Below are 25809 nucleotides of genomic sequence, written 5' to 3'. Positions count from 1 at the left end.
TTGCGGGGCGCCAGGTGACTTCATTCAGTTGCCGACAGAAGCTTGAAGCAGGCTTCGAAATACCGCTAAAGCGCTGGTTCGGTGTTGCCTCTCACCTGCCATGCAGACTTTTTGAGGCAGAGACACGACACGATGAATGCACTAAACCCCGTTGTACGTCCTGCGCCGATCACGGCACATCTCACCCAGCGCAATCCAAAAATCCTGCTTGGCGGCAAACATCAGCCGACGCTCCTGCGTTACCTCGATGGCTGGCCACGGCGTACCGGTGGGCCCGCCGCCTTCCTGATCCAGTTTGTCGAAGACGGTGAATCCCTGGCGCGCTTTGCCACGGACAGTTTCGACCTGGCGGTGATTCAGTCGCCCAGCGTCGAAGACGCCCCTGAAATGATCCGGCAACTGACCCGCGTCGCCCGGCAAGGGCTGATTACCCGTCGCTGATTACCCGTCGCTGAGGCTCATGGCGCTGCGGCTCATAGATACTCGATCGCCACGATATACACACACTGCTCACCCGTAGGTGTCTGGACCCGTACTTCGGCGTCCAGTGCCTTGCCGATCAGCGCGCGGGCCAATGGCGAGTCAATGCTGATCAGGCCCTGTTTCAAATCCAGCTCATCCGGCCCGACGATGCGATAGCGCGACTCCTTGCCGTCCTCGTCCTCGATCGTGACCCAGGCGCCGAAATACACCTTGTTCGGGTCGCTGGGTTTTTCACTGACGACCTTGAGTGCTTCCAGGCGTTTGGTCAGGAAGCGCACGCGGCTGTCGATCTCGCGCAACATCTTTTTGCCGTAGGTGTACTCGGCGTTTTCCGAGCGATCGCCCTGGGCTGCCGCTTCGCTGACCGCTTGCGTCACCTGGGGGCGGCGGACGTGCCACAGTTCATGAAACTCGGCGCGCATCCGCGCTTCACCTTCGGGGGTGATCAGCGCGGTGCCGGCGGAACGGGGAGGGCGATAACGGCTCATGGCAACTTTTCTTCGAATCAGGAGCGCCTGAGTCTATCAACCCTCGCGCAGGACTGTCAGGGGGCTGGCGTTCAAGGCGCGCCGGGTGCCGAACACGCCGGCGCCACCGATCAGCACGGCGCCGATCAACGGCAGCACCAGCAGCCACGGATGCGGATGCCAGGGCAGGTCAAAGGCGTATCGGTAGAGCACCAGGCTGACGACTTCCGAGCCCAGCGCCGCCAGCAAGCCGCTGACCGCACCCAGCAAGCCGAACTCGATACGTCGCGCCTTCACCAGCAGTTGCCGTTCGGCCCCCAGCGCTCGCAGCAGCGCGCCCTGGCGGATGCGTTCATCCAGCGTCGCCTGCAAACCTGAGAACAGCACCGCCATGCCCGCCGCCAGCACGAACAACAACACGTACTCCACCGCCAGGGTGACCTGGGCGAGGATGCTGCGCAGTTGCGCCAGCAACGCCTCGACCTGCAGGATCGTCACCGCCGGAAAACTGCGCGACAGGTCGACGATCTGCTGGTCATGCCCCGCCGCCAGATAGAAGCTGGTCAGGTAGGTGGCCGGCAGATCCTTCAAGGTGCCGGGCTGGAAGATCATGAAGAAGTTCGGCTGGAAGTTGTCCCAGTTGATCTCCCGCAGGCTGGTGACTTTGGCCTCGCGATTGGCCCCGCCCACGGTAAAGACCAGATGATCGCCGAGCTTGAGCTTCAGGCTTTCGGCGACCTTGCCCTCCACCGACACGCCGGGGATTTCATCCGGCGGCGGCTGCGGCCACCAGTTGCCGGCGGTGATCGTGTTGCCCTCAGGCAGGTCGGCCGCCCAGGTCAGGCTCAGGTCACGCTGGATGGCCCGGTCACCGGCCGATTCCTTGGTGACGATTTGCTGCACCGGTTCGCCGTTGATGCTGATCAGCCGCCCCGGGACTACCGGATACAGTGGCGCCGATTTCGCCGACAACGCGATCAGGCGATCGGTGAACGCCTGCTTGTCCGCCGGCAGGATGTTCAGGGCAAAATAGTTCGGTGCGTTCTTCGGTAGCTGGTTCTGCCAGGTGTCCAGCAACTCGCCGCGCAGTAGGGCGATCAACGCCATCGACAGCAGGATCAGGCCGAATGCCAGGGCCTGCCCAGCGGCTGCCAATGGGTGGCGCAGCAACTGGCCCAGCCCCAGGCGCCACGGCAGGGAGGCGCGGGCCAGCAGGCGGCGCAGGCTTTTCAACAGCAGCAACAGCAGGCCGCCCAGTACCAGTGCCGCGACCACGCCGCCACCGAGCAGGGCGAAGGTCAGTACCAGGTCCAGGCTCAGGCGCCACATGATCAGCCCGAGGGCGCCCAATGCGGCGCCGTAGACCATCCAGGTGCTGGAGGGAATCGGCAGCAGGTCCCGGCGCAATACACGCAAGGGCGGAACCCGACCCAATGCCGCCAGCGGCGGCAGGGCAAAACCGGCCAGGGCTACCAGCCCGGTACCAATCCCGGCGATGGCGGGGAACAGGCCGCCCGGTGGCACGTCGGTCGGCAGCAAGTCATGCAGCAGGGCAAACAGTCCCAGCTGCGCCAGCCAGCCGATGACGGCGCCACTGAGGCTGGCGAGCAGGCCGAGCACGGTCAGTTGCAAGCTGAACAACACCATGGTTTCCCGACGGGACAGGCCAAGGCAACGCAACAGCGCGCTGGCATCGAAGCGGCGAGTGGCGAAGCGAGTCGCCGACAACGCCACGGCCACCCCGGCCAGCAGCACCGCCACCAGGCTGGCCATGTTCAGGTAGCGCTCGGCCTTGCCCAGGGCGCCGCCAATCTGCCGGTTGCCATCGCGGGCATCCTGGATCCGCTGGTTGGCCGCCAGGCCGGGCTTGATCAGTTGACGATAGGTTTCCAGCGCCGCTGCATCGCCGCGCCAGAGCTCGCGGTAGCTGACCCGACTGCCGGGTTGCACCACGCCAGTCGCCTGCAGGTCACCGAGGTTGATCAACACCCGCGGCGTCAGGCTGTAGAAATTGCCGGCGCGATCGGGCTCGTAGGTCAGCACTCGTGCCAGCTTCAGGGTTTTCATGCCGACGTCGATGCTGTCGCCGATCTTCAGGTCCAGCGCCGTCAGCAATCGTGCCTCGACCCAGGCCTCACCGGGTTTCGGCCCGCCGCCGGGTTCTTCCGGGGCGAAAGGCTCAGGGGCGCTTTTCAGTACGCCGCGCAGTGGGTAGACGTCGTCGGCGGCTTTGATACTGGAGAGCTGGATGCCGTTGTCGGTGGCGATGACGCTGGAGAACTCCACCACTTGCGCATGCTGCAGGCCCAGCTCGGTGCCGCTCCTGGTCTGTTCGGGGCGTGCTGGCGAACTGCCTTCGAGCAGCAGGTCGGCGCCGAGAAACTCGGTGGCGCGCAGCATCATCGCGCCATTGAGGCGGGCGCCGAAGTAACCGATGGCGGTACTTGCCGCCACGGCCACGACCAGGGCGAAGAACAACACGCGCAATTCACCGGCGCGGGCGTCGCGCAGCAACTGGCGGACGGCGAGACTGAACAGGCGCAACAGCGGCAGACGTGCCATCAAGGCTCCAGGGGGGCGACCAGCAGGCCGGCTTCAAGACGGATCAGGCGCCGGCAGCGGTGTGCCAGGCGTTCATCGTGGGTCACCAGCACCAGGGTCGTGCCGCGCTCCTGGTTGAGTTCGAACAGCAGGTCGCTGATGCGCTCGCCGGTGTGACTGTCGAGGTTGCCGGTGGGCTCGTCGGCGAACAGCACATCGGGTTCGGCGGCAAACGCGCGGGCAATCGCCACGCGCTGCTGTTCACCACCGGAGAGCTGGCGTGGCGAGTGGGTCAGGCGTTGCCCCAAGCCAACCCGCTGCAACAGCTCGGTGGCGCGGCCGCGGGCATCCTGGCGGCCATCGAGCTCCAGCGGCAGCATGACGTTTTCCAGGGCGTTGAGACTGTCGAGCAGTTGGAACGACTGGAAGACGAAGCCCACATGCTCGGCACGGATGCGTGCGCGCTGGTCTTCGTCGAGGTTGCTCAGGCCCTGGCCGGCGAGGGTGACTTCGCCGCTGCTTGGCAAGTCGAGGCCGGCGAGCAGGCCGAGGAGGGTGGATTTGCCGGAACCGGAGGCGCCGACGATGGCCAGGCTGTCGCCCTTGTTCAGTTCCAGGCTGAGTTCGTGCAGGATAGTCAGTTCACCTTCCGCGCTAGGGACCACTTTGCTGAGGTTCTTCGCGGTGAGAATGCTTGCGCCCATGGAGAATCCGATGCGTGTGTGGTTTTTGAGTGCTGGCCTGGCCTTGATGTGCATGGCCCAGAACGCAGCGGCGGGTACAGTCCTGATCGTTGGCGATAGTATCAGCGCCGGTTTCGGGCTGGATACCCGCTTGGGGTGGGTGTCGTTGCTCGAGCAGCGGCTCAAGCGCGAAGGTTTCGACGATAAGGTGGTCAATGCGTCCATCAGCGGCGACACCAGCGCCGGAGGCCAGGCACGCCTGCCGGCGCTGCTTGCAGAGCATAAGCCGGATCTGGTGATCCTGGAGTTGGGGGGCAATGACGGCCTGCGCGGACTGCTGCCATCGCAATTGCAACAAAATCTTGCGTCGATGATTCAGCAGTCCCAGCAGGCGGGCGCCAAGGTGCTGCTGCTCGGCATGCAATTGCCGCCCAATTACGGCGCTCGCTACACCAAGGCCTTCACTGAGGTTTACAGCAACCTGGCCGATGAGAAAAAAATCCCGCTGGTACCGTTTTTCCTCGACGGCGTGGGCGGTCATCCGGACCTGATGCAGGCCGATGGCATACACCCGGCAGCCGGGGCCCAGGACAAGTTGCTGGAAAATGTCTGGCCTACGCTAAAACCGCTGTTATGACACTTTTCTAGGAGCAGGCTTTCGGCTAAGGTGGCGCCCCCGATTTGGAGCCCCCGATGCCGCGTTCTGCCTGGTCACTTTATGCCTATCAACTGATCGAGCCTGACGAACAGCTGGATCTGTTCGCCTGCCAGGAAGTGCGGGTACACCTGGTGACCCGACAACTGGAGCTGGGCGGCTCGGCGGACCGGACCCTGTGCGGCAGTCTGCTGCCGGCTCAGCCGCGCTGGTCGAACGTCGACCGCCGGGTGTTCCAGGACCAGCGCCTGTGCTCGTTGTGCCGGGCCATTCTTGAATCGCAGAAGCGCGGCACGTCGCCAATCTGGCCGGAGTTGCGGTTCGAGCTTTGATCCTTTCTGCGGTGACGGCGGCTTCGTTGGCGGGTGAAAACCCTGTAGGAGCTGGCTTGCCAGCGAAGGCGGCCTCATGGCCGACCCATCTCCTGTAGATGTACTCCGCTCAACTGTAGGAGCCGGCTTGCTGGCGATGGCGGCCTCATAGCCGACCCATCTCCTGTAGATGTACTCCGATCAAACTGTAGGAGCGAGCTTGCTCGCGAAAAACGTCTGGACACCGCATTCATTCAGACAGCGCACGTCATCGTTGACGACCATCGCTGCGATGCGGCGACCCGACAAGCCAGCTCCTACAGGTAAGAGGCAAGCCATAGACGGCCGTTACCGCAGTAATGGATATGTACTCCATCAACAAACAACAGGCCGCCAGGAAATGCCTTGCATCGCCTGCACTACCGCGACCTCCCCGAAATAACGGCCGGCGGTGTACAATCGCGTTCTTATACCCTCTGTCGATCATGCAAAGGATTTTCCGGATGTTGCCGCGCTTTCCCGCCGTCACCCGCTGCCTGACACTTGCCGCCCTCTGTGTAGCGGGTCCCGTCGCAGCATTGGAGCTACCCCTGCCACCGCCTGGTGAAGACATCGTCGGTCAGGTGCAAGTTATCCAGGCCAAGTACGAAGACACCTTCGCCGACCTGGGCACGACCTACGACCTGGGTTATTCGGAAATGGTCGCGGCCAACCCTGGCGTCGATCCATGGCTGCCTGGCGCCGGCACTGAAATCGTGCTGCCGACCCGCTTCATCCTGCCGCCGGGCCCGCGTGAAGGCATTGTCATCAACCTGGCCGAGTACCGCCTCTACTACTTCCCGAAAGGCAAGAACGTGGTCTACACCTTCCCGCTGGGGATCGGCCGTGAAGGCTGGGGCTCGCCGATTGCCCACACCAGCATCATCGCCAAGACGCCGAACCCGACCTGGACGCCTCCGGCGTCGATCAAGGCCGAGCACGCCGCTGATGGTGATCCGCTGCCAAATGTGGTGCCGGCCGGCCCGGACAACCCCCTGGGGCCGTTCAAGTTCACCCTGGGGACTCCAGGCTACCTGATCCACGGTTCGAACAAGAAGTTCGGCATCGGCATGCGCACCAGCCACGGCTGCTTCCGCATGTTCAACAACAACGTGCTGGAGATGGCGGGCATGGTGCCGGTCGGGACGTCCGTGCGGATCATCAACGATTCCTACAAGTTCGGCGTGAGTGGCGGCAAGGTTTACCTGGAAGCGCACACACCGCTGGACGACAAGGGCAACCCGTCGGTGGTCGACAAGCACACTGCCGTGATCAACGCGATGCTCAAGCGTGAAGACATCACCAACAACCTGCGCATGAACTGGGATGTGGTACGTGATGTTGTCGCGGCCGAAGATGGCCTGCCGGTGGAAATCGGCGTGCCGAACACGACCGCGCCGATGGTGACGAGTGCACCGATCGATCCGCTGCAGTAATGCCTGAAACAAACCCGCCGACGCAGGCCGCGTCGGCGGGTTTTTTATTGGCTGCAGGAAACAGCAGGCAATAAAAAAGCCGACCCAAAAAATGGGTCGGCTTGATAATAATCCCGAAGGACTATTACTTGCGGCTAGCTTTTTCCAGCATGCGCAGAGCACGCTCGTTAGCTTCGTCAGCAGTCTGTTGTGCTTTTTGAGCAGCAGCCAGAGCTTCATCAGCTTTACGGTAAGCTTCGTCTGCACGAGCCTGGGAGCGAGCTGCTGCGTCTTCAGTAGCGGTCAGACGTGCTTCGGTTTCTTTCGATGCGCTGCTGCAACCGGTAGCCAGAACTGCGGCCAGAGCCAGAGCAGAGAATTTCAGAACGTTGTTCATCGTGTTCCCCTTCAAGGACTTTCTAGTAAGTGGCTGTCTCCTCCGAGTGAGGAAATAGCCGGCGTACATACTACCCATTACTTGTCGTAAGTAAACTGACGTGAAGCAAGAAGCAAAAAAAATTGTAGGCGTTGATTCTTTTTCGAGCAACTTTTAACTGCGTTGTATAAAAAATATCCAGCTAGAAGGCCCGAGATGAGCGAGCCGCCAAGGAAAAGTTCCCCATGCCCAAAGCTCTTTTTGCGGTCTTGGCTAAAGTCCATCTAGATGCATTCGTCTACACTTTTGTTCGGAATTTGCGTGGCGTCTCTCATATCTTTCTCCATGTTACAGGTGACTTTAACGAGGGGCGCTCGTCTTATGTCTCAACATCCGGCAATGTTCAGGCTACCGACCGCTGCAAGACCCTCGGTCGAGCTGTTCCTGCGTTATCCACAGCAGCACCCGCCAACCAGCATGATGACGAGCGAACCTTGAGCATTTCTGCCAATGGCGCCTACTATTTGTACGTGCTCGGTTGCGCGAGATCGGTGTAGCTTTTCTCGGTGTCGATTCAGGCACGGGGTGGCGTAGTTGTTCCTTCGCCGGAAAAACATCGGTAAGGTAGGGGTCAGAAATCCAGACCCGCGAGGAGTAGTGATGAGCGAGGCGTTGTCCATCCACCATGACCAGGCTGGTCATCAATTCGAGACCAATGTGGACGGTCATCGTGCCTACCTGACCTATATGGATCTGGGGAAACAGACCCTGGATATCTATCGCACGTTTGTGCCCAACGCATTGCGCGGTCGCGGCATCGCCGCGGCCCTGACCGAACAGGCGCTGCAGTACGCCGAGGAAATGGGCTATACCGTCATTCCCTCGTGCTCCTACGTCGAGCGCTACATGGAGCGTCACCAGCGTCATGCTGCCAAGCTGAGCCAGTGACCTGCAACGAATCGGATGCATAAAAAAACGCCGGGCTCAGCCCGGCGTTTTTTTGTCTGCGACAAGCGTCGGTCAGGTGCGCTCGCGTTTTGGCAGCACTTCCTTGAGCTTGGCATGCATGCTGCGCAAGGTGTTCTCGGTGGCCGTCCAGTCAATGCAGGCATCGGTGATCGACACGCCGTATTGCAGGTCGGCGAGGTCTTTCGGAATGGCCTGGCAGCCCCAGTTCAGGTGGCTTTCGACCATCAGGCCGATGATCGACTGGTTGCCTTCGAGGATCTGGTTGGCGACGTTTTCCATCACCAGCGGTTGCAGGGCCGGGTCCTTGTTGGAGTTGGCGTGGCTGCAATCGACCATGATGTTGGGCTTGATCTTCGCCTTGTTCAGTGCCTGCTCGCAGAGGGCGACGCTGACCGAATCGTAGTTTGGCTTGCCGTTGCCGCCGCGCAGTACCACGTGACCGTAGGCATTGCCCTTGGTGGTGACGATCGACACGCCACCTTCCTGGTTGATGCCCAGGAAGCGGTGCGGGCTGGAAACCGATTGCAGGGCGTTGATCGCTACGGTCAGGCCGCCATCGGTGCCGTTCTTGAAGCCGACGGCCGAGGACAGGCCGGAGGCCATTTCCCGGTGAGTCTGGGATTCGGTGGTGCGCGCGCCGATGGCCGACCAGCTGATCAGGTCCTGCAGGTATTGCGGGGAGATCGGGTCGAGCGCCTCGGTGGCGGTCGGCAGGCCCATTTCGGCCAGGTCCAGCAACAGTTGGCGACCGATATGCAGACCATCCTGGATCTTGAACGAGTCGTCGAGGTACGGGTCGTTGATCAAGCCTTTCCAGCCAACGGTGGTGCGTGGCTTCTCGAAATACACGCGCATGACCAGATACAGGGTATCGGACACTTCCGCCGCAAGAACCTTCAGGCGCTCGGCGTACTCGTGGGCCGCCTTGATGTCGTGGATCGAGCAGGGCCCGATGACCACGAACAGGCGATGGTCGGTGCCATCCAGAATATTGCGAATGACTTCGCGGCCCTTGGTGACGGTGCGCAGGGCGGCATCGCTCAGGGGGATATCACGCTTGAGCTGGTCGGGAGTGATCAGCGTCTCGTTGGAAGCGACGTTTAGGTCGTTGATCGGTAAATCAGCCATCGTTTACTCGTCAGGTCACGGGTGCCGGCCGCCAGCGAACCCGCGCGGCGGAGCACAGCAAATTAAGCGCGTCGGGGAACGGAACCTTAGCGCGTTACACCGTGGCTCGACAATGGGCTGGCCCGGTTTAATCCAGCACAGCCTGTGCAAAAGCCTTGCGAACCGTGTCGTGGGAGAACTCGTCGGCATGCTGCTGGACCCACTCGAGGGCCAGGGCCTGGATATCCTGCAGATCGTTGTGGGCATCATGTTGACGGCAGTAGCGCTCGATCTGGCACACCTGCTCGCCCATGCGGGCACTGAAAAGCGTCTGTTCGTCGACGAAGGCGATGCCGACCAGGTAGCCGCGCTTGCGCCGCAGGCACCAGGCCACGTAGCCCAGGAAACACAGGTCCGGGTTCAGGCTTGGCATGCGTACCTGCAGCGCCGTACCGTGGCGCCAGGCGCGGTGATAATTGCAAGCCATGCCCCCGAGGCTGATAGTGTGCAGCTGTTGGCGGGAGATGCACTCAGGTTTGAGCAACGTCAACTCGACAGGTATATCGTCAGGATGAGGAAGAAAACGTCCCATGAGCACGGACTCCATGTGTCGGCCATCTGACATTGTTTCCCCCAGTATAGTGGTCGAATTGGAACTGACCGATTTCGACGCCGACCAACGGCTGCTGGCAATGAACGGCGTATCGCTGGTGATTTTCACCAGTGTCGGCTGCGCCAGTTGCCGTTTTGCCCGCGAGCAGCTGCCTGCGCTCGATCTGGATGTCGATCGATTGTGCTGGATCGACGCTGGCAACAATGGCGGGGTGGTCGAGCGTTATCAGGTCTTTCACTTGCCGGCACTGTTTGTCGTACGCGACGGCGAATTCTTCGGGGCACTAAAGTCGCGCTTGACCCGCACCGAGCTGAACACGGCCTTGGGGCAGGCGCTCAGTAGAACAGCAGAGGAGTTGCCATGACGGGAGCAGTTGCCAAGCCGAGAATCGGCATAATCGGGACCGGTGCCATCGGCGGGTTCTACGGGGTGATGCTGGCGCAGGCCGGGTTCGATGTGCATTTTCTGTTGCGCAGTGAGTTTGCCGCGGTGGCCGAGCGCGGGTTGCAGCTGCACAGCGCGGTACATGGCGCGCTGACGCTGAATCCGGTGCAGGCCTATTCGGCGGCCGAAGACATGCCACCCTGCGACTGGTTGCTGGTTGGCGCAAAAACCACCAGTAACCGCGACCTCGCGCCGGCCATCGTGCAGGCCGCCGCGCCGAATGCCAGGGTGCTGCTGTTGCAAAATGGCCTGGATGTCGAAGACGACCTGCGTGAACAGCTGCCCGACGCTCTGCATGTGCTGGGCGGGCTCTGCTATATCTGCGTGCATCGCCAGGGGCCGGGGGTCATTACCCATCAGGCGCTGGGGGCGGTGCATGTCGGCTATCACAGCGGGCCGGCGCCGGGTCAGCCTGAACGTGCGGCCATTGTCGAGGAGGGGGTTGGGCTGTTCCGTGCGGCCGGCATTGACGCCCAGGCCATGGCGAACCTGCACCAGGCGCGCTGGCAGAAACTGGTCTGGAATATCCCGTACAACGGCCTGTCCGTGCTGCTCGGGGCGAGCACTACGCCGCTGATGGCCGATGCCGACAGCCATGAGTTGATCCGGTCGCTGATGGCCGAAGTGATCCAGGGCGCAAACGCCTGCGGTCACGAAGTGCCAGCCAGTTATGCCGAGCAGCTTTTGCAGGTGACGCAGCGAATGCCCGACTACTGGCCCAGCATGTACCACGACTTTCTGCACAAGCGGCCGCTGGAACTGGAGGCCATATATGCCCGGCCACTGGCAGCGGCGAAGGCCGTCGGCTGTGACATGCCGCGCATCGAGGCGATGTATCGCAGCTTGAGTTTCATCGATCGACGTAATACCTGAGTCGATCAATCGGAGGGGGAAGGGGATGCCAAAGACCATAGACGACAAGCTGGTGCTGGCGATTTCGTCGCGAGCGTTGTTCGACCTGAGTGAAAGCCACAAGGTCTATCTGTCGAGTGGCGTCGAGGCCTACCGGCAATATCAGATCGAGCACGAAGACGAAATCCTCGAGCCCGGTGACGCCTTCCCGCTGGTGCAGAAACTCCTCGCCCTCAATGCCCACCTGGGCCGCGCCCGGGTCGAGGTGATCCTGGTGTCGCGCAACAGCGCCGACACCGGCCTGCGTGTGTTCAACTCGATCCACCACTATGGCCTGGCGATTTCCCGTGCGGCATTTGTCGGCGGGCGCAGTCCATATCCCTACCTCAAGGCCTTTGGCTGCGACCTGTTTCTCTCAACCCACGCCGAAGACGTGCGCAGTGCGCTGGACGCCGGGTTCGCCGCGGCGACCATTCTGTCCGGTGGCGCCAGCCGTGCGGCCAGCGATGAACTGCGCATTGCTTTTGACGGTGATGCCGTACTGTTTTCCGACGAGTCCGAACGCGTCTATCAAGCCGGGGGCCTGGAAGCGTTCCAGGCCAGCGAACGCGAAGCGGCCCGCGAGCCCTTGCGCGGGGGGCCGTTCAAGGGCTTCCTCGCCGCCCTTAATCTGTTGCAGCGCGAATTCCCGGATGACGCCTGTCCGATTCGCACGGCACTGGTCACGGCGCGCTCGGCGCCGGCCCATGAACGGGTGATCCGCACGTTGCGCGAGTGGGATATTCGCCTGGATGAATCGCTGTTCCTCGGTGGACTGACCAAGTCGGCCTTCCTTGAAGCCTTCGCCGCGGACGTGTTTTTCGACGATCAGGCCGGCCATTGCGAGTTGGCCCGCGAAGTGGTCGCCACCGGCCATGTGCCACATGGCATAAGCAACGAGCAAAAGGTTTAAGCCCGCCGTTCAACGTGTTACGCCGGACGTCGTACTCGCCAAGGCACTGCTAAGCTGAATCAATCTCCGCCATGTTGGCACGCGAGGAGGTCATATGATTCGTTCGATGCTGTATGCCACTGACCTCGGGCTGTATGCACCTGTGGTGATGCAGCATGCCCTGGAATTGGCGCGAACATTCAATGCCGACCTGTATGTGGTGCACGCCGTCGAACCCATGGGCTTGTTCGCCGAATCGGTGCTGCAGAGTTATCTCGACGAGCAGGCGTTGAACGAATTCCATAGCCAGGGTCTTAACACCGTGATCGCCAGCATCGAGCAGCGGGTGCTCGACAATTTTCGCGAAGAGCTGGGCGACGAGGGCGAGCAGGACCTTGAGCGGATCAAGGCGGTGCGGGTGCTGCAGGGTGATCCGTCGCAGGTGATCCTCGACCAGGCGCACAAACTCTCGGTGGATTTGCTGATCGTCGGTAGTCACAGCCATGGTGCGGGGGCGGAAACGCCTTTGGGCCGGACCGCCGCTCGGGTGTTGCAACTGTCCACGGTGCCGGTCTACCTGGTGCCGCTGGTGCAACGTCGTCGCCAAGGGGATCGCTAGAACACGAATAATGGCCTTTTGATAAAAAGTTCTAGATTTATTCTTCAAACCATTAATATAGTTATATACCGTCGCTGATGCCCGTGGCGTCTACCTGCTTTGAGGGATTCATATGAAGCTCCAACAACTGCGCTACATCTGGGAAGTGGCGCACCACGACCTCAACGTTTCCGCTACAGCCCAAAGTCTCTACACCTCTCAGCCGGGCATCAGTAAACAGATCCGCTTGCTGGAAGACGAACTGGGTGTCGAAGTGTTCGCCCGCAGCGGCAAGCACCTGACCCGCGTCACTCCGGCCGGTGAGCGCATCATCACCACCGCTGGCGAAATCCTGCGCAAGGTCGAAAGCATCAAGCAGATCGCCCAGGAATTCTCCAACGAGAAGAAAGGCACCCTGTCGATCGCGACCACCCACACCCAGGCGCGCTACGCCTTGCCGCCGGTGATCAGCAACTTCATCAAGCAGTACCCGGATGTCGCCCTGCACATGCATCAGGGCTCGCCCATGCAGATCGCCGAGATGGCCGCTGATGGCACCGTGGATTTCGCCATTGCCACCGAAGCCCTCGAGCTGTTCGGCGACTTGGTGATGATGCCTTGCTATCGCTGGAACCGCTGCGTGGTCGTGCCCCAGGGACACCCGCTGACCAAGCTGTCGAAACTGACCCTCGAGGCCCTGGCCGAATACCCGATCGTCACCTACGTGTTCGGTTTCACCGGCCGTTCCAAGCTCGACGAAGCCTTCAGCCACCGCGGCCTGACGCCCAAGGTGGTGTTCACCGCCGCTGACGCCGACGTGATCAAGACCTACGTTCGCCTGGGCCTGGGTGTGGGCATCGTGGCGAAAATGGCCGTCGATACCAAACTCGACAGCGACCTGGTGGTACTCGATGCCAGCGAACTGTTCGAGTCCAGCGTGACCAAGATCGGTTTCCGTCGCGGCACCTTCCTGCGGGGTTTCATGTGCGACTTCATCGAGAAGTTCGCTCCGCACCTGACCCGCGAAGTCATGGCCAAGGCCATCCAGTGCCACAACAAGCAGGAGCTGGAAGAGCTGTTCGACGGCGTCGAACTGCCTGTTCACTGATAGCCCGTCCTGCTGCGCCGGCAGGACAGCCGGTCAAACCACCTCGGTGACAGCGAACTGTTGCCGAGCGCCCGCCACCAGAATCTCCACCTCGTCGCCTTCGAACTTGCCCAGCAGGCTTTTGCCCAGCGGCGAGCGCGGGGTGATGACGGTAATCAGTTGCCCCACCAGGTCAACCTTCAGCCCCGCCGCATCCGGCGCCAGGAACAGCCACTGCTCGCGGCCCTTGTCGTCTTCCAGGCCGAGCAGGGCACCGATCTCGATACCCCGTTGATCGTCATAGGGACGCAGTGCCAGGTTCTGGCAAAGCGCCAGTGACAGGCGAATCTCTTCGACCCGCCTGGCCTGCCCGGCGGCCAGGTAAGACGCTTCCAGGCCCAGTGTGTCGTACTTGTTTTCGGCGATGTTTTCTTCGTGGGTCGCGGTTTCGTAGGCGGTTTGCGCGGCGCGCTCGGCAATGTCGAGATCGACTCGCAGCTTGTCGAGAATCAGTTGGTGCACGGTATGCTTATTCATGATCAATCGCAGAATTGCAGGACGTTGGCGCGGCTTTTTTCGCTGGGTGCCGTCTGGTCCTGTTGCAACCAGAACTGGCATTTGGGGTTCGCCAGGTTGCGGTTGCTGGCGCGTGCCTGGTCGAGTCGTTGCGCCTGCTCGTTCCTGCGCAGGTTTTCTTCATACTGCTCGAACAATGGGCTCTGTGCCGGGATATCCGGCACCGGTCGAGTCACCACCGGCGGTTTGGCCAGTTGCTCCACCGCGGCTGCGACCGGTGCCAGTTGTTCGCTGAAAAACAGCCGGGACACCAGCCAGACGGTCAACACAATGGCGATAAAGCCCAGCCACATGCCAAGGGCGATACTGCCAGTCAGTTGCAGGGCATTGAGTTGAATCGAAAAGGATCGGCGCGGAGTAGGGCGGTAGGGCATGGTTGCCTCCTGGCGAGGGTCGCGGGCGTGTGACGATTGTCGCACGAAGATAAATCGTCGTCGGCTCTTCTGCACGGGCTGATTTATGCGGACAATCGCTGCCTTTGCCAACGGGAGCCTGGAATGCCTGATATGAAAACCCGCTGGGATATTTTTTGCACCGTGGTCGACAACTATGGCGACATCGGCGTGACCTGGCGGCTGTCGCGGCAACTGGTGGCCGAACATGGGCTGGCGGTGCGTTTGTGGGTCGACGACCTGCGTGCCTTCGAACGCTTGTGCCCGGAAATCGACATTCACGCAGGCCAACAATGGCAGGAAGGTGTCGAAGTGTGCCAATGGTCGGCGGACTGGCAACCGGTCGAGGCGGCCGATGTGGTGATCGCCGCGTTTGCTTGCCAGTTGCCCGGCGCCTACATGGACGCCATGGCCCAGCGGGAAAAAACACCGCTGTGGATGAACCTCGACTACTTGAGCGCCGAGGACTGGGTGATCGGCTGCCACGGCTTGCCGTCGGTCAAATACAAACACGTACAGAAGCACTTTTTCTTCCCGGGGTTCCACAAAGATACGGGTGGCCTGCTGCGTGAAAGCGGATTGCTCGAACGGCGTCGACAGTTTCAGCAGAGTGCCGAGGCTCAGCGGGCCTTCCTGCAAGACCTGGGGGTCGACCGCTCACCGGGTGCGCTACTGATTTCGCTGTTTGCCTATGAAAATGCCGGTTTGGCCAGTTGGCTGGACACATTGGCCAGCGATTCGACGCCCACTCATCTGCTGGTGCCGCAAGGGCGCATCCTGGGGGATGTCGAGCGTTGGCTGAATGTGCAGGACCTGCAGGTCGGGTCGCTGCATGTGCGCGATGCCTTGACCGTGCAGGTACTGCCGTTCGTCCGACAGGACCAGTACGACCCGTTGCTCTGGTGCTGTGATTTCAACGCCGTACGCGGCGAAGATTCCTTTGTCCGCGCGCAATGGGCAGGGCGGCCAATGCTGTGGCACATCTATCAGCAGGAGGAAGATGTCCATCTGGACAAGCTCGAAGCCTTCCTCGCGCTATACGTCAAGGACCTGCCGCCTGCGGCCGGCGAGGCGATCAGCGGTCTCTGGCGGGCCTGGAATGCCGGTGAGACAATGACCGACCACTGGCAATCGACCCGCAAACACTGGCCACAGCTGCAAAAACACGCCGAGACCTGGTGTCTGGAACAGGCCTTGCAGACCGATCTTGCCGCGGCGCTGGTACAGTTTTATGTAAATTGGATATGATACGCGGCCTAGATTTTTGTAAATCCCATCCAAATTCGGATATTCGCAATGAAAACTGGTAAAGAACTCAAACCCGGTACCGTGATCCGTATCGACAACGATCCTTGGCTGGTTCAGAAAGCTGAATTCACCAAGTCGGGCCGTAACAGCGCGATCATGAAGACCAAGCTGAAAAACCTGCTGACCGGTTACAAGACCGAGACCGTCTACAGCGCCGACGACAAGCTGGACGACGTGATCCTTGACCGCAAAGAAGCGACCCTGTCCTTCATCAGCGGCGACAGCTACACGTTCATGGACACCACCGACTACACCATGTACGAACTGAACGCTGAAGACATCGAAGCCGTTCTGCCTTTCGTTGAAGAAGGCATGACCGATGTTTGCGAAGCCGTGTTCTTCGAAGATCGTCTGGTTTCCGTAGAGCTGCCGACCACCATCGTGCGTCAGGTTGACTACACCGAAGGTTCCGCTCGCGGCGACACTTCCGGCAAGGTGATGAAGCCTGCCAAACTGAAGAACGGTACCGAGCTGTCGGTTGCTGACTTCATCGAAATCGGCGACATGATCGAGATCGATACCCGCGAAGGCGGTTCCTACAAAGGCCGTGCCAAATAAGCACTGCTTGAGGAATGAAAAAGCCCGACCATTGAGTCGGGCTTTTTTGTGCCTGTTTGTAGGAGCCCGGCTTGCCGGCGAAGGCGTATTCGAGATCGCTTTCGCCGGCAAGCCGGGCTCCTACAGAAAAAGCGTGTTATTTCAGATGTTGCTTGAGCTCTTCAGAGGCCTGCAACATCGCCGATCGCACCGCCGGCACCTGGCTCACCACGTTGAGCAAACCGTAGTCGTGGATCATGCCGTTGTAGCGAACCGATGTCACCGCCACGCCAGCCTCGTCGAGTTTGCGGGCGTAGGCTTCACCTTCGTCGCGCAACACGTCGGCACCGGCGGTCTGCACCAATGCTGGCGGCAACCCTTTCAACTGGGCAGTGGTTGCGCGCAGAGGTGAGGCGTAGATTTCGTTACGCTGGTTGGCGTCGGTGGTGTAGTTATCCCAGAACCACTTCATCGCATTTTTGGTGAGGAAGTGCCCTTCGGCATACTGGTTGTAGGAAGCGGTTTCGAAGTTGGCATCCGTGACCGGCCACAGCAACACCTGGAACTTGATTGCCGGAGTGCCCTTGTCCTTGGCCATCAGCGCAACCACCGCCGCCATGTTGCCGCCGACACTGTTGCCGGCTACTGCCAGGCGCTTGCCATCGACGTTGATCTCCTTGCCGTGCTCGGACACCCATTTCGTCGCGGCGTAAGCCTGGTTGATCGCCACCGGGTAATGGGCTTCCGGAGATGGCGTGTAGTTCACGAACACGGCCGCGGCACCCGAACCCGTCACCAGATCACGCACCAGCCGCTCGTGGGTCGGGAAATCCCCCAGCACCCAGCCACCGCCGTGGAAGAACATGAACACGGGCAGCTCACCCTTGACCCCGGCCGGCTTGACGATGGTCAGGTTCAGCGGTTGGCCGTCGACTTGAATGGTCTTCTGGCTGACATCGACTTTTGGCAGCGTCAGTTTCACCCCGGCCTGTGCACCCGTCAGCACGGCGCGGGCGTCTTTCGGGCTGAGTTGTTCAAGCGGCTTGCCGGTACCTGCATTCAGCACATCGAGGAATGCCTGGGTGTTGCGTTCAACGTCGCCGGCGAATGCACTGTGCACGGACAGGGCGAGAAGGGTACCGGTCAAGACTTTGCTGAAAGCGTTCATGTTCGTTTCCTGTTCGGGCCTGGGTGATCAGCGGTTAGACGGTGACGTGCAGACGTACTTCGACGTTGCCGCGGGTGGCGTTGGAGTACGGGCAGACCTGGTGGGCCGCATCGACCAGGGTTTGTGCGTCGGCTTGTTCAAGCCCTGGCAGGCTGATGTGCAGGTCGATGTCCAGGCCGAAACCGCCAGGGATCTGGCCGATGCCGACGTGGGCGGTGATCGAGGCGTCGTCGGGGATCTTGCGTTTGGTCTGGCTGGCGACGAATTTCAGTGCGCCGATGAAGCAGGCGGAGTAGCCGGCGGCGAACAGTTGCTCCGGGTTGGTCGCCGCGCCGCCAGCACCGCCGAGTTCTTTCGGGGTGGCGAGCTTGACGTCGAGAATGTTGTCGCTGGAGATCGCACGACCGTCACGGCCACCGGTGGAGGTTGCGATTGCGGTGTAGAGAGTTTGCATGGTGAAAGCCTCGTTCGGGTCTGGTTAGTTGCGCTAAATGTTTGCGCGCTAAGTAAGTGCGAAATAAATGTATCGCGCTAATGTTTAGTGCGCAAGATAAATTTTGAAAAAAATGCAGATCAGCTGATTTTCCAGCACAAGCGCAAAACAAACTGTGGGATTTTCGGTGGTTTGAAAGTCAGAGGTTTTCTTGCAGATGCCGACGCAGTTCCTGCAGTTCCGCTTGAAGCTTTTGCAGTCGCTCCAGGGTCATCCCACTGGCGCCGAGGATGCACTGGGGAATGCCCCGGGCCTTGTCGCGCAAGGCACGGCCCTGTTCGGTGAGTTCGACGATCACCACGCGCTCGTCCTCACGGCTGCGGGTGCGGCTGAGCACGCCTTCGGCTTCCAGGCGCTTGAGCAGCGGGGTCAGCGAGCCGGGATCGGTCAATAGGCGCGCGCTGATTTCACCTACGGTCAAGCCGTCCTGTTCCCACAGCACCATCATCGCCAGGTATTGCGGATAAGTCAGGCCCAACGCCTGCAGCAAGGGTTTGTAGACCTTGGTCAGCATCAGCGAAGTGGAATGCAGGGCGAAGCAGGCCTGATTGTCCAGCAGCAGGTCGTCGCAGTTATCCGGGGTGTCGCGCTTGGTGGTCATTTGGAAGCCTTGATCAGTGATCCTGATAAAACTAGCGGTCAAATCTTTAACGCGCCAGCAATTTTCGACTAATGCCGGCCCAGGTTGGTTTGCAACGCCAGGTCCCAGGGCGGAATGGGGCTGAAGCGGGTTTTCAGATACTCCAGCAACAGGCGGCTGCGAGAGTTAGGCTGCTGCTGCAGTCGCAAGGCGTAGATCCCGGAGCTTTCCGGTTTCGGCAGGCCGTTTTCGCAGAACAACGGCAGCAGTTCGCCACGCAACAGGTATTCGCTGACGAGCCAGGTCGGCAGGTGGGCGATGCCCAGGCCGGCCAGTGCGCTGTAGATCAGCGCTTCGGCATTGTTGGCGCTCATGCGCACGCGCGACGGCCGATGCAGTTGCATCTGGCCATCCCGTTCGAAGCGCCAGGCGAAGGGCGGGGCCAGGCCGGCCCAGTCGAGGCCGTCATGTTCGACCAGCTGCGCCGGATCTTTCGGCACGCCGCGGCGCTGCAAGTAGTCGGGGCTGGCGCAGGCGACACGCACCATGCTCGCCAGCGGCGTGGCCACCAACCGCGTATCGGCCAATTGCCCGGCGCGCAACACCAGGTCGACCTTGCCCAGGTTCAAGCCCTGCATGTCGACAAAACTGTCGATCAGCTGCAATTGCACGTCGAGGCCGGGATAAAGCAGCAGGAAATCGGCAATCACCGGTGCCAGATGTCGCCGCCCGAACGCAGCCGGTGCGTCGATACGAATCAGGCCTTCCGGAGCACTGCTCAGGGACACCGCTTCGGCCCGGGCCAAGCGCAGTTCGGCGACTATCCGCCGTGCCCGTTCGGCAAACGCCAGCCCCGCCGGCGTCGCGCGCACCGCGTGGGTACTGCGAATGAACAACTGGCTGCCGACGGCGCTTTCCAGGCTGTCGATGCGCCGCGCCACTGCCGAGGGCGTCAGGGGATGACGGCGGGACGCTGCGGAAAAGCTGCCGGTTTCCAGCACATCCAGAAACAGACCCAGTTGTTCGGTCAGTTGATTGGGATTCATGTTTGGCTCGATGCTTGTGCGAGTTTGGCATAGCCATTGTGCGTTGCTGTGCGTTTCCCCGCTAGAACCAGTTGCGTAGGATGAATCGCCTGACGTGTGGAGAAATGCGCTGTGATTGAATTTGTGTTGTATCTGGTATTCGGCGCGGCCCTGGGAACCCTCGGCGGCCTGTTTGGCATTGGCGGGGGATTGATCGCGATTCCGTTGCTGGGCGTGTTGTGCGGTCTCGATCAGCAGATTGCCCAAGGGACGGCGCTGGTGATGGTGGTGCCGAACGTGATGTTGGCGCTATGGCGCTACCACCAGCGCAACAGGATCGAGTTGCGCCACGCACTGCCGCTTGCGTTGATGGGATTCTGCTTCGCCTGGCTTGGATCGATCTGGGCGGTGGGAGTCGATGCGCAAACCATGCGTATCGGATTTGTCGCATTCCTGGTCGCACTTTGCGCCTACAACCTCGCGCGGATGTTCATGGCCAGCACGCCGCCTTCGGCGCAGATGAACCATTCATGGCCCTGGCTGGGCGTACTCGGTGCGGCATCCGGCACCATGGGCGGTTTGTTTGGCGTGGGCGGGGCCGTGGTGGCAACACCGGTGTTGACCAGTGTGTTCGGCACCACCCAGGTGGTTGCCCAGGGCCTGTCCCTGGCACTGGCGCTACCGAGCACCAGCGTCACCCTGATTACCTATGGGGTGCATCACCAGGTGAACTGGATGATTGGTGTGCCACTGGCGATCGGTGGGTTGATGAGCATCAGTTGGGGCGTGAAGATCGCCCACAGCCTGCCGGAGCGCCTGCTGCGCACCTTGTTTTGCGGCTTTCTGCTGTTATGTGCGGTCATGCTTGTTTTTAAAGCTTGAAGCCTTCGACGATGTGCTCGGCCAGGCACTCGGTGATCGGTGACGGATTATGCAGGTTGCGCACCAGCATGATGCTGGCCTCGGGCAGCACCGGCAGATCCTCGGCTTCACCGAGGATGCGCATGTCCGCGGTGATCAGGCTTTCCAGTTGCGCGGTGACCGCCAGGCCGGCGCTGACCACCGCCATGATGGCCGACAGGCTGTCGCTGTTATACGCCACGCGATAATCGCGCCCTTGGGCATCGAGGGCGTTGCAGGCCCACATCCGGCAGAAGCAATCACTGTTGAACATCGCCAGGGGCAAGGGCGTCTGTTCGTGGGCGCTGTAGCACTGCGCCTCAGCCCAGACAAAACGTTCCTTGCGCAACAACTGGCCGATTTCGCTGCCCGGCTCGCGAGTGACGATGGACAAGTCCAGGTCCTGGCGCATCAGCAGTTGTTTTGATGATTCACAGTGCACTTCGATCTGCACCAGCGGGTAGGACTGGGCAAACTGGCGCAATATCCCTGGCAGAAAACGCATCACGTAGTCGTCCGGGGTACCGATGCGCACCGTGCCGACCATGTGTGGCTCACGCAGGGTGTTGAACACCTCGCTGTGCAGCTTGAGGATTCGCCGCGCATAACCCAGCAACACCTGGCCTTCGGCTGTGAGCCGCACCTGGCGTCCGTCGCGCTGGAACAACTGGCGCTGCAGCACATCTTCTTCCAGCCGCTTCATCTGCATGCTGACAGCTGACTGGGTGCGATGGACCAATTCACCGGCGCGGGTGAAACCACCCTGGTCGGCGATGGCGACAAAGGTGCGCAGCACTTCGGTATCGATACTCGGGTAGGCCGACATGCATCAATCTCCGAGATGGTTACCATCAGAAACATTCGTTGGATTGATCTTAGTCCCGGGCAGAGACTTGAGCCATCCAAACGGAGGGCAACAAGATGAAAGGTCAACATGAAATCCATGGCGCTGAAAAACATTCGGTTCACCTGATTTCCGATCTGTTGCACAAGGTCGGCCGCTGGTACGAGCTGCACCGTGAGCGCGAAATGCTGGCGAGCATGAGTGATGAAGCGTTGAAGGACATCGGCTTGAGTCGTGCCGACGTCGCTCACGAAGCAGAACTGCACTTCTGGCAAGACCCGATGGGCAATGGAAAGTAGGCTCGACACCCCATGAAATGTCCCGACACTACCCCGTCATCCCGGCAAAGGCCCGGGCTGACGGGGTTGTCGCGAGCCCGAAACAGATGGTCATAGAGCTTTGCTGGAGCCTGTTTTTACACTGGCCGAAGATCCTCTCCCCAACATCGAGGAGTGGTGTCATGGAACGACGAAGCATTGAAGGAATACGCGCGAGGCATGGCGTGCGAACTGCACTCCACAGACTTCGAGAGCCAGTCTGGGCAGCGATCACACGACTGCAGCGCTGGCGCCAACTGAGCAGGGATCGCAGCGAGCTGGCGCAATTGAGCGATGACTGCCTGCGCGATATTGGCTTGAGTCGAGCCGATGTCCGCCGGGAGGCGACTCGCCCGTTCTGGGATGATCCACTCAAGCGATGAGACGTGGCCATTGGCGTTTTTCCCGCCTGCCGCTAAGGTGGGGAGAGCCTTGCCGATGAGCCTTCAGATGCCTGCTTCCCTGTCTTTTTCCTTGAAACAAGCCAGACGCCTGGCGCTGGCCGCCCAGGGTTTTGCCGGGCGCCAGTCACCAGCGTCGGTCAAGCCTGCCGCGATCAACCGCTTGATCGAGCGCCTGGGCATTTTGCAGATCGACTCGGTCAATGCACTGGTGCGCTCGCACTACCTGCCGCTGTTTTCCCGGCTTGGGCATTATTCAGCCGACTTGCTCGACCGGGCGGCCTGGAGCCAGGGGCGACACCGTACCTTGTTCGAGTACTGGGGGCATGAAGCGTCCCTGCTGCCCTTGTCGCTGTACCCGCTGATGCGCTGGCGCATGGGGCGGGCCAGCCGTGGCGAAGACATTTATCAACAACTGGCGCGTTTCGGCCGCGAACAGCAGGACACGGTGCGCCGGGTGCTGGCCTGCGTTGAAGAGCGCGGTGCGTTGGGTGCCGGCAGCCTGTCGACCCGCCAGGAACGGGCAGGGCCCTGGTGGGACTGGAGCGCGGAAAAGCATGCGCTGGAATGGTTGTTCGCCGCCGGCGAGGTGACAGTGGCTGGCAGGCGTGGCTTCGAACGGCTTTATGACCTGCCGGAGCGGGTCATTCCTTCGCAGGTTCTGGCACAGCCGCTGCTCAATGAAGCCGAGGCCCAGTGCGGTTTGCTGCTGCATGCCGCGACAGCCTTGGGCGTGGGTACCGAAAAGGACTTGCGCGACTACTTCCGTCTGAATCCTGCCGACAGTCGTCCGCGTCTGGCGGAGTTGGTCGAGGATGGCGAGTTGCTCATCTGCGAAGTCCAGGGCTGGAAGCAACCGGCCTATTGCCTGCCCGGGCCCAAGGTGCCGCGCAAGGTCGAGGCCAGCGCGTTGCTGTCACCTTTTGATTCGCTGATCTGGGAGCGCAGCCGTACCGAGCGCCTGTTCGATTTTCGCTACCGGCTGGAGATCTACACGCCGCCGGACAAGCGGGTCTATGGCTATTACGTGCTGCCGTTTCTTCACAATGAGCGGATTGCCGCGCGGATCGACCTGCGTGCCGAGCGGGTTGCCGGGCGGTTGGCGGTGCATGCAGTGCATGAGGAGGAGGCGGGGTTGGATGACGAGGGGATGCTTGCGTTGGCTATTAATCTGCGACGTATGGCGGATTGGTTGGGGCTGGAGCGAGTTCAGTTGAATTGCCCTAGGGCGAGCGCGTACAGGTTGCGGGTGGCATTGGCACAGATAGAGGGATGAATGATCTGGCCCAATCGCCAGCAGGCTGGCTCCCACATTGGACCTGTGTCGTACACAAAACCCATGTGGGAGCCAGCCTGCTGGCGATAGCGGTACATCAGGTGATCAAAAACTACCGCCGAACTTGCTTCAAAGTTTCAGCAATCAAAAACGCCAGCTCCAGCGACTGATCGGCATTCATCCGCGGGTCGCAATGGGTGTGGTAGCGATCCGACAAGCCGTCCTCGGTGATCGGCCGCGCACCACCGATGCACTCGGTGACGTTCTGCCCGGTCATCTCGATGTGGATGCCGCCGGCGTAACTGCCTTCGGCTTCGTGGACCTGGAAGAACTGCTTCACTTCGCCAAGGATCTGCGCGAAGTCGCGGGTCTTGTAGCCGCTGCTGGCCTTGATGGTGTTGCCGTGCATCGGGTCGGAACTCCACAGCACCTGTCGGCCTTCACGCTGCACGGCGCGGATCAGCTGTGGCAAATGATCGCCGACCTTGTTCGCGCCCATCCGTGCGATCAGGTTCAGGCGACCGGGATCGTTGTCGGGGTTGAGCACGTCGATCAGGCTGATCAGGTCTTCGGGGTTCATGCTCGGGCCGACCTTGACCCCGATCGGATTGTTCACCCCGCGCAGGAATTCGACATGCGCGCCGTCGAGCTGGCGGGTGCGGTCGCCGATCCACAGCATGTGCGCCGAACAGTCGTAATAATCGTTGGTCAGGCTGTCGCGACGAACGAAGGCTTCCTCATAATTGAGCAGCAGCGCTTCGTGGGCGGTAAAGAAACTGGTTTCGCGCAGTTGTGGCGAGCTGTCCATGCCACAGGCGCGCATGAACGCCAGGGTTTCATCGATGCGGTCGGCCAGGTGGCTGTACTTTTCCGCCAGGGCCGAGTTGGCAATGAAATCGAGGTTCCACTTGTGTACCTGGTGCAGGTCGGCAAACCCGCCCTGGGCGAAAGCGCGCAGCAGGTTCAGGGTGGCGGTGGACTGGTGGTAGGACTGCAGCAGGCGTTCCGGGTCCGGCACGCGGCTCTTTTCATCGAAACCGATGCCGTTGACGATATCGCCACGGTAGGCCGGCAGTGTCACGCCGTCGATGGTCTCGTCATTGGCCGAACGAGGCTTGGCGAACTGTCCGGCCATGCGTCCAACCTTGACCACCGGGCAACCGGCAGCGAACGTCATGACAATGGCCATTTGCAAGAGCACCTTGAAGGTGTCGCGGATCTTCGCGGCGGAAAACTCGGCGAAACTTTCGGCGCAGTCGCCGCCCTGCAGCAAGAACGCGCGCCCCTGGGTCACTTCGGCAAACTGACGGCGCAATTCCCGGGCTTCCCCGGCAAACACCAGCGGCGGGTAGCTGGCCAGGGTCTGCTCGACGTGCTGCAGATGCGCCGCGTCGGGGTATTGGGGTTGTTGCTGGATCGGCAGGGCGCGCCAGCTGTCAGGGCTCCAGGGTTGGCTCATCATGGTCTCTAGTGTTTTCCGCTCGGACGTCCATGTTATCAGCAAATTAGTGCGTGACCTGTTCCCGTCGCTTCGCCGACAATCGCGCCTTTGCCGCTTCCGCTGCGGTTTATCGCGTTGCTGTTTGCCCAAGAAGGCCCGGTGACGATCAGGAGACGAAATGACTGAGGAGCGCGTCGAGCATCTGCTCGCCGAGGTGCAGGACGAATTTGGCGTGATCCGCGTGCTGGAAGTGGCCGATTACCGTTTTCTCGAATTCGGTGATGCCATCGAGCAAAGTTGCGTGTTCACCGCTGATCCGAGCTGGCTCGAGTACGACTATACCCGGGCGATGCTGATTGGCGCGCTGTGCCATGAACAGCCGGAAAGCGCGCTGTTCCTGGGGCTCGGTGCCGGTACGCTGACCCAGGCCTGCCTCAAGTTCCTGCCGTTGGAAGATGTCGAAGCCATCGAGCTGCGCCCGGATGTGCCGCGCCTGGCGATCGAATACCTGGGGCTGGACGATGATCCGCGCCTGTATATCCGCGTGGGCGATGCCCTGGAGCTGCTCGACACCGCTGAACCTGCCGACCTGATTTTCGTCGACCTGTATACCGACGTCGGTCCGGGTGTCGGGCACCTGGCCTGGTCGTTCCTGGAAAACTGCCAGAAACGCCTGAATCCGGGAGGCTGGCTGGTGATCAACCAATGGGCCACCGACGATGGCAAGCCACTGGGCGCTGCGTTGCTGCGCGGGCTTTATCACCGACATTACTGGGAGCTGCCGGTGAAGGAGGGCAACGTGATCCTGATCGTGCCATCGGAGCTGGACCAGGTGGTGGATATGCAGGCCCTGACCGCCCGGGCCGAAGCGCTGGCGCCGCGGTTGGGGTATTCGTTACAGTCGTTGATCAAGGCGATTCGCCCGGCGACATGAAGATCACCTGTAGGAGCTGCCGCAGGCTGCGATCATTTGATTTTAA

Annotated in this window: 32 protein-coding genes; 18 read left to right on the top strand and 14 right to left on the bottom strand. The window is 61.1% G+C overall.

The features are described from left to right. The first annotated feature begins 132 nt into the window (after positions 1 to 132). A complete protein-coding gene (locus ACM6I6_RS03845) occupies positions 133 to 441 on the top strand; it encodes a class I SAM-dependent methyltransferase (RefSeq protein ID WP_274075399.1) in 309 nt (102 codons plus the stop codon). Between the two features lie 32 nt (positions 442 to 473). Here ACM6I6_RS03845 and greB read toward each other — a convergent pair whose 3' ends face one another. From greB to ACM6I6_RS03830, 3 genes are read right to left on the bottom strand one after another with little or no spacing between them, the layout of a single operon-like run. Continuing rightward, entirely contained in the window at positions 474 to 971 is a 498-nt protein-coding gene (gene greB / locus ACM6I6_RS03840; protein ID WP_274075398.1) for a transcription elongation factor GreB, read from the bottom strand. Positions 972 to 1007: 36 nt separating this feature from the next. Then, positions 1008 to 3512, bottom strand: coding sequence for an ABC transporter permease (locus ACM6I6_RS03835; RefSeq protein WP_414919437.1), 2505 nt, complete (start codon positions 3510 to 3512; stop codon positions 1008 to 1010). Continuing rightward, the gene (locus ACM6I6_RS03830; protein WP_274075396.1) at positions 3512 to 4195 is read right to left on the bottom strand and encodes an ABC transporter ATP-binding protein; all 684 of its coding nucleotides are present in this window, start codon (positions 4193 to 4195) and stop codon (positions 3512 to 3514) included. Before ACM6I6_RS03830 ends, ACM6I6_RS03835 begins: the two co-directional genes overlap by 1 nt. Before the next feature lie 10 nt (positions 4196 to 4205). Between ACM6I6_RS03830 and ACM6I6_RS03825 the strand changes: the two genes are divergently transcribed. The 3 genes from ACM6I6_RS03825 (at position 4206) to ACM6I6_RS03815 (ending at position 6615) form a co-directional block, all read left to right on the top strand. Further along, positions 4206 to 4811 (top strand): arylesterase, encoded by a 606-nt coding sequence (locus ACM6I6_RS03825; protein ID WP_406592570.1) that lies wholly within the window; start codon positions 4206 to 4208, stop codon positions 4809 to 4811. A 56-nt stretch (positions 4812 to 4867) separates the two neighbouring features. Then, on the top strand, positions 4868 to 5161 hold the full coding sequence (locus ACM6I6_RS03820) for a hypothetical protein (protein WP_008055299.1): 294 nt from the start codon (positions 4868 to 4870) through the stop codon (positions 5159 to 5161). 482 nt (positions 5162 to 5643) lie between these two features. After that, on the top strand, positions 5644 to 6615 hold the full coding sequence (locus ACM6I6_RS03815) for a L,D-transpeptidase family protein (RefSeq protein WP_274075394.1): 972 nt from the start codon (positions 5644 to 5646) through the stop codon (positions 6613 to 6615). A gap of 124 nt (positions 6616 to 6739) precedes the next feature. On the opposite strand, the gene oprI is transcribed toward ACM6I6_RS03815, so the two are convergent. Beyond that, complete coding sequence (gene oprI, locus ACM6I6_RS03810; protein ID WP_003183784.1) at positions 6740 to 6991, bottom strand: outer membrane lipoprotei OprI; 252 nt, start codon at positions 6989 to 6991, stop codon at positions 6740 to 6742. A 224-nt stretch (positions 6992 to 7215) separates the two neighbouring features. On the opposite strand from oprI, the gene ACM6I6_RS03805 reads away from it, so the two are divergent. Then, complete coding sequence (locus tag ACM6I6_RS03805) at positions 7216 to 7527, top strand: hypothetical protein (protein WP_274075393.1); 312 nt, start codon at positions 7216 to 7218, stop codon at positions 7525 to 7527. A 103-nt stretch (positions 7528 to 7630) separates the two neighbouring features. Then, positions 7631 to 7918, top strand: a complete 288-nt coding sequence (locus tag ACM6I6_RS03800) for a GNAT family N-acetyltransferase (protein ID WP_020800382.1) — start codon at positions 7631 to 7633, stop codon at positions 7916 to 7918. Between the two features lie 72 nt (positions 7919 to 7990). Here ACM6I6_RS03800 and ACM6I6_RS03795 read toward each other — a convergent pair whose 3' ends face one another. Beyond that, a complete protein-coding gene (locus ACM6I6_RS03795) occupies positions 7991 to 9067 on the bottom strand; it encodes a 3-deoxy-7-phosphoheptulonate synthase (protein ID WP_274075392.1) in 1077 nt (358 codons plus the stop codon). A gap of 127 nt (positions 9068 to 9194) precedes the next feature. Further along, positions 9195 to 9638, bottom strand: a complete 444-nt coding sequence (locus ACM6I6_RS03790) for a PilZ domain-containing protein (protein WP_274075391.1) — start codon at positions 9636 to 9638, stop codon at positions 9195 to 9197. Between ACM6I6_RS03790 and ACM6I6_RS03785 the strand changes: the two genes are divergently transcribed. From ACM6I6_RS03785 to cysB, 5 genes are all read left to right on the top strand, one after another. Next, positions 9637 to 10023 (top strand): thioredoxin family protein, encoded by a 387-nt coding sequence (locus ACM6I6_RS03785; protein WP_323606808.1) that lies wholly within the window; start codon positions 9637 to 9639, stop codon positions 10021 to 10023. The two genes, ACM6I6_RS03790 and ACM6I6_RS03785, sit on opposite strands and share 2 nt — an antisense overlap. After that, positions 10020 to 10976 (top strand): putative 2-dehydropantoate 2-reductase, encoded by a 957-nt coding sequence (locus ACM6I6_RS03780; RefSeq protein ID WP_414919436.1) that lies wholly within the window; start codon positions 10020 to 10022, stop codon positions 10974 to 10976. Before ACM6I6_RS03785 ends, ACM6I6_RS03780 begins: the two co-directional genes overlap by 4 nt. Before the next feature lie 25 nt (positions 10977 to 11001). Continuing rightward, positions 11002 to 11907, top strand: a complete 906-nt coding sequence (locus ACM6I6_RS03775) for a 5'-nucleotidase (protein WP_274075388.1) — start codon at positions 11002 to 11004, stop codon at positions 11905 to 11907. A 94-nt stretch (positions 11908 to 12001) separates the two neighbouring features. Then, the gene (locus tag ACM6I6_RS03770; RefSeq protein WP_274075387.1) at positions 12002 to 12505 is read left to right on the top strand and encodes a universal stress protein; all 504 of its coding nucleotides are present in this window, start codon (positions 12002 to 12004) and stop codon (positions 12503 to 12505) included. A 112-nt stretch (positions 12506 to 12617) separates the two neighbouring features. Beyond that, a complete protein-coding gene (gene cysB / locus ACM6I6_RS03765; protein ID WP_008049066.1) occupies positions 12618 to 13592 on the top strand; it encodes an HTH-type transcriptional regulator CysB in 975 nt (324 codons plus the stop codon). A gap of 33 nt (positions 13593 to 13625) precedes the next feature. On the opposite strand, the gene ACM6I6_RS03760 is transcribed toward cysB, so the two are convergent. Continuing rightward, a complete protein-coding gene (locus ACM6I6_RS03760; RefSeq protein ID WP_323606805.1) occupies positions 13626 to 14108 on the bottom strand; it encodes a transcription elongation factor GreAB in 483 nt (160 codons plus the stop codon). A 2-nt stretch (positions 14109 to 14110) separates the two neighbouring features. Further along, the gene (locus ACM6I6_RS03755; RefSeq protein ID WP_274075385.1) at positions 14111 to 14521 is read right to left on the bottom strand and encodes a hypothetical protein; all 411 of its coding nucleotides are present in this window, start codon (positions 14519 to 14521) and stop codon (positions 14111 to 14113) included. 123 nt (positions 14522 to 14644) lie between these two features. Between ACM6I6_RS03755 and earP the strand changes: the two genes are divergently transcribed. Together earP and ACM6I6_RS03745 are read left to right on the top strand one after the other, a co-directional pair. After that, complete coding sequence (gene earP / locus ACM6I6_RS03750; protein ID WP_274075384.1) at positions 14645 to 15787, top strand: elongation factor P maturation arginine rhamnosyltransferase EarP; 1143 nt, start codon at positions 14645 to 14647, stop codon at positions 15785 to 15787. Between the two features lie 48 nt (positions 15788 to 15835). Next, on the top strand, positions 15836 to 16405 hold the full coding sequence (locus ACM6I6_RS03745) for an elongation factor P (RefSeq protein WP_017125860.1): 570 nt from the start codon (positions 15836 to 15838) through the stop codon (positions 16403 to 16405). A 136-nt stretch (positions 16406 to 16541) separates the two neighbouring features. Here ACM6I6_RS03745 and ACM6I6_RS03740 read toward each other — a convergent pair whose 3' ends face one another. From ACM6I6_RS03740 to ACM6I6_RS03725, 4 genes are all read right to left on the bottom strand, one after another. After that, positions 16542 to 17552, bottom strand: a complete 1011-nt coding sequence (locus ACM6I6_RS03740) for an alpha/beta hydrolase (RefSeq protein WP_406592990.1) — start codon at positions 17550 to 17552, stop codon at positions 16542 to 16544. 34 nt (positions 17553 to 17586) lie between these two features. Beyond that, positions 17587 to 18006, bottom strand: coding sequence for an organic hydroperoxide resistance protein (locus ACM6I6_RS03735; RefSeq protein ID WP_150772566.1), 420 nt, complete (start codon positions 18004 to 18006; stop codon positions 17587 to 17589). Between the two features lie 178 nt (positions 18007 to 18184). Beyond that, the gene (locus ACM6I6_RS03730; RefSeq protein WP_274075382.1) at positions 18185 to 18646 is read right to left on the bottom strand and encodes a MarR family winged helix-turn-helix transcriptional regulator; all 462 of its coding nucleotides are present in this window, start codon (positions 18644 to 18646) and stop codon (positions 18185 to 18187) included. Positions 18647 to 18714: 68 nt separating this feature from the next. Then, positions 18715 to 19671: a LysR family transcriptional regulator gene (locus ACM6I6_RS03725; RefSeq protein WP_274075381.1), complete on the bottom strand. Its 957-nt coding sequence runs from the start codon at positions 19669 to 19671 to the stop codon at positions 18715 to 18717. Between the two features lie 111 nt (positions 19672 to 19782). Between ACM6I6_RS03725 and ACM6I6_RS03720 the strand changes: the two genes are divergently transcribed. Then, positions 19783 to 20532, top strand: a complete 750-nt coding sequence (locus ACM6I6_RS03720; RefSeq protein ID WP_414919435.1) for a sulfite exporter TauE/SafE family protein — start codon at positions 19783 to 19785, stop codon at positions 20530 to 20532. Here ACM6I6_RS03720 and ACM6I6_RS03715 read toward each other — a convergent pair. Further along, the gene (locus ACM6I6_RS03715; RefSeq protein WP_274075380.1) at positions 20522 to 21376 is read right to left on the bottom strand and encodes a LysR substrate-binding domain-containing protein; all 855 of its coding nucleotides are present in this window, start codon (positions 21374 to 21376) and stop codon (positions 20522 to 20524) included. The genes ACM6I6_RS03720 and ACM6I6_RS03715 overlap by 11 nt on opposite strands. A gap of 95 nt (positions 21377 to 21471) precedes the next feature. Here ACM6I6_RS03715 and ACM6I6_RS03710 point away from each other — a divergent pair, with 95 nt between their 5' ends. From ACM6I6_RS03710 to ACM6I6_RS03700, 3 genes are all read left to right on the top strand, one after another. Next, the gene (locus tag ACM6I6_RS03710) at positions 21472 to 21693 is read left to right on the top strand and encodes a DUF1127 domain-containing protein (RefSeq protein ID WP_274075379.1); all 222 of its coding nucleotides are present in this window, start codon (positions 21472 to 21474) and stop codon (positions 21691 to 21693) included. 161 nt (positions 21694 to 21854) lie between these two features. Then, a complete protein-coding gene (locus ACM6I6_RS03705) occupies positions 21855 to 22094 on the top strand; it encodes a DUF1127 domain-containing protein (protein WP_408597690.1) in 240 nt (79 codons plus the stop codon). Positions 22095 to 22161: 67 nt separating this feature from the next. Next, complete coding sequence (locus tag ACM6I6_RS03700) at positions 22162 to 23388, top strand: winged helix-turn-helix domain-containing protein (RefSeq protein ID WP_414919434.1); 1227 nt, start codon at positions 22162 to 22164, stop codon at positions 23386 to 23388. Between the two features lie 112 nt (positions 23389 to 23500). Here the strand turns inward: ACM6I6_RS03700 and ACM6I6_RS03695 are convergent, their stop codons facing one another. Beyond that, a complete protein-coding gene (locus ACM6I6_RS03695) occupies positions 23501 to 24847 on the bottom strand; it encodes a class II 3-deoxy-7-phosphoheptulonate synthase (RefSeq protein WP_414919433.1) in 1347 nt (448 codons plus the stop codon). 160 nt (positions 24848 to 25007) lie between these two features. On the opposite strand from ACM6I6_RS03695, the gene ACM6I6_RS03690 reads away from it, so the two are divergent. Further along, a complete protein-coding gene (locus ACM6I6_RS03690; RefSeq protein ID WP_414919432.1) occupies positions 25008 to 25763 on the top strand; it encodes a spermidine synthase in 756 nt (251 codons plus the stop codon). Positions 25764 to 25809: the final 46 nt, after the last annotated feature.

The sequence above is a fragment of the Pseudomonas sp. IT-P218 genome, assembly GCF_949767605.1.
Classification (GTDB): domain Bacteria; phylum Pseudomonadota; class Gammaproteobacteria; order Pseudomonadales; family Pseudomonadaceae; genus Aquipseudomonas; species Aquipseudomonas putida_AE.
This window is presented reverse-complemented; position numbering and strand designations above follow the sequence as displayed.

What these genes read in the sequence shown, in the direction of transcription:
- ACM6I6_RS03845 (WP_274075399.1), top strand. Translation starts at nt 133, where the DNA reads ATGAATGCACTAAACCCCGTTGTACGTCCTGCGCCGATCACGGCACAT.
- greB (WP_274075398.1), bottom strand. Translation starts at nt 971, where the DNA reads ATGAGCCGTTATCGCCCTCCCCGTTCCGCCGGCACCGCGCTGATCACC.
- ACM6I6_RS03835 (WP_414919437.1), bottom strand. Translation starts at nt 3,512, where the DNA reads ATGGCACGTCTGCCGCTGTTGCGCCTGTTCAGTCTCGCCGTCCGCCAG.
- ACM6I6_RS03830 (WP_274075396.1), bottom strand. Translation starts at nt 4,195, where the DNA reads ATGGGCGCAAGCATTCTCACCGCGAAGAACCTCAGCAAAGTGGTCCCT.
- ACM6I6_RS03825 (WP_406592570.1), top strand. Translation starts at nt 4,206, where the DNA reads ATGCGTGTGTGGTTTTTGAGTGCTGGCCTGGCCTTGATGTGCATGGCC.
- ACM6I6_RS03820 (WP_008055299.1), top strand. Translation starts at nt 4,868, where the DNA reads ATGCCGCGTTCTGCCTGGTCACTTTATGCCTATCAACTGATCGAGCCT.
- ACM6I6_RS03815 (WP_274075394.1), top strand. Translation starts at nt 5,644, where the DNA reads ATGTTGCCGCGCTTTCCCGCCGTCACCCGCTGCCTGACACTTGCCGCC.
- oprI (WP_003183784.1), bottom strand. Translation starts at nt 6,991, where the DNA reads ATGAACAACGTTCTGAAATTCTCTGCTCTGGCTCTGGCCGCAGTTCTG.
- ACM6I6_RS03805 (WP_274075393.1), top strand. Translation starts at nt 7,216, where the DNA reads ATGCCCAAAGCTCTTTTTGCGGTCTTGGCTAAAGTCCATCTAGATGCA.
- ACM6I6_RS03800 (WP_020800382.1), top strand. Translation starts at nt 7,631, where the DNA reads ATGAGCGAGGCGTTGTCCATCCACCATGACCAGGCTGGTCATCAATTC.
- ACM6I6_RS03795 (WP_274075392.1), bottom strand. Translation starts at nt 9,067, where the DNA reads ATGGCTGATTTACCGATCAACGACCTAAACGTCGCTTCCAACGAGACG.
- ACM6I6_RS03785 (WP_323606808.1), top strand. Translation starts at nt 9,637, where the DNA reads ATGAGCACGGACTCCATGTGTCGGCCATCTGACATTGTTTCCCCCAGT.
- ACM6I6_RS03790 (WP_274075391.1), bottom strand. Translation starts at nt 9,638, where the DNA reads ATGGGACGTTTTCTTCCTCATCCTGACGATATACCTGTCGAGTTGACG.
- ACM6I6_RS03780 (WP_414919436.1), top strand. Translation starts at nt 10,020, where the DNA reads ATGACGGGAGCAGTTGCCAAGCCGAGAATCGGCATAATCGGGACCGGT.
- ACM6I6_RS03775 (WP_274075388.1), top strand. Translation starts at nt 11,002, where the DNA reads ATGCCAAAGACCATAGACGACAAGCTGGTGCTGGCGATTTCGTCGCGA.
- ACM6I6_RS03770 (WP_274075387.1), top strand. Translation starts at nt 12,002, where the DNA reads ATGATTCGTTCGATGCTGTATGCCACTGACCTCGGGCTGTATGCACCT.
- cysB (WP_008049066.1), top strand. Translation starts at nt 12,618, where the DNA reads ATGAAGCTCCAACAACTGCGCTACATCTGGGAAGTGGCGCACCACGAC.
- ACM6I6_RS03760 (WP_323606805.1), bottom strand. Translation starts at nt 14,108, where the DNA reads ATGAATAAGCATACCGTGCACCAACTGATTCTCGACAAGCTGCGAGTC.
- ACM6I6_RS03755 (WP_274075385.1), bottom strand. Translation starts at nt 14,521, where the DNA reads ATGCCCTACCGCCCTACTCCGCGCCGATCCTTTTCGATTCAACTCAAT.
- earP (WP_274075384.1), top strand. Translation starts at nt 14,645, where the DNA reads ATGCCTGATATGAAAACCCGCTGGGATATTTTTTGCACCGTGGTCGAC.
- ACM6I6_RS03745 (WP_017125860.1), top strand. Translation starts at nt 15,836, where the DNA reads ATGAAAACTGGTAAAGAACTCAAACCCGGTACCGTGATCCGTATCGAC.
- ACM6I6_RS03740 (WP_406592990.1), bottom strand. Translation starts at nt 17,552, where the DNA reads ATGAACGCTTTCAGCAAAGTCTTGACCGGTACCCTTCTCGCCCTGTCC.
- ACM6I6_RS03735 (WP_150772566.1), bottom strand. Translation starts at nt 18,006, where the DNA reads ATGCAAACTCTCTACACCGCAATCGCAACCTCCACCGGTGGCCGTGAC.
- ACM6I6_RS03730 (WP_274075382.1), bottom strand. Translation starts at nt 18,646, where the DNA reads ATGACCACCAAGCGCGACACCCCGGATAACTGCGACGACCTGCTGCTG.
- ACM6I6_RS03725 (WP_274075381.1), bottom strand. Translation starts at nt 19,671, where the DNA reads ATGAATCCCAATCAACTGACCGAACAACTGGGTCTGTTTCTGGATGTG.
- ACM6I6_RS03715 (WP_274075380.1), bottom strand. Translation starts at nt 21,376, where the DNA reads ATGTCGGCCTACCCGAGTATCGATACCGAAGTGCTGCGCACCTTTGTC.
- ACM6I6_RS03710 (WP_274075379.1), top strand. Translation starts at nt 21,472, where the DNA reads ATGAAAGGTCAACATGAAATCCATGGCGCTGAAAAACATTCGGTTCAC.
- ACM6I6_RS03705 (WP_408597690.1), top strand. Translation starts at nt 21,855, where the DNA reads ATGGAACGACGAAGCATTGAAGGAATACGCGCGAGGCATGGCGTGCGA.
- ACM6I6_RS03700 (WP_414919434.1), top strand. Translation starts at nt 22,162, where the DNA reads ATGCCTGCTTCCCTGTCTTTTTCCTTGAAACAAGCCAGACGCCTGGCG.
- ACM6I6_RS03695 (WP_414919433.1), bottom strand. Translation starts at nt 24,847, where the DNA reads ATGAGCCAACCCTGGAGCCCTGACAGCTGGCGCGCCCTGCCGATCCAG.
- ACM6I6_RS03690 (WP_414919432.1), top strand. Translation starts at nt 25,008, where the DNA reads ATGACTGAGGAGCGCGTCGAGCATCTGCTCGCCGAGGTGCAGGACGAA.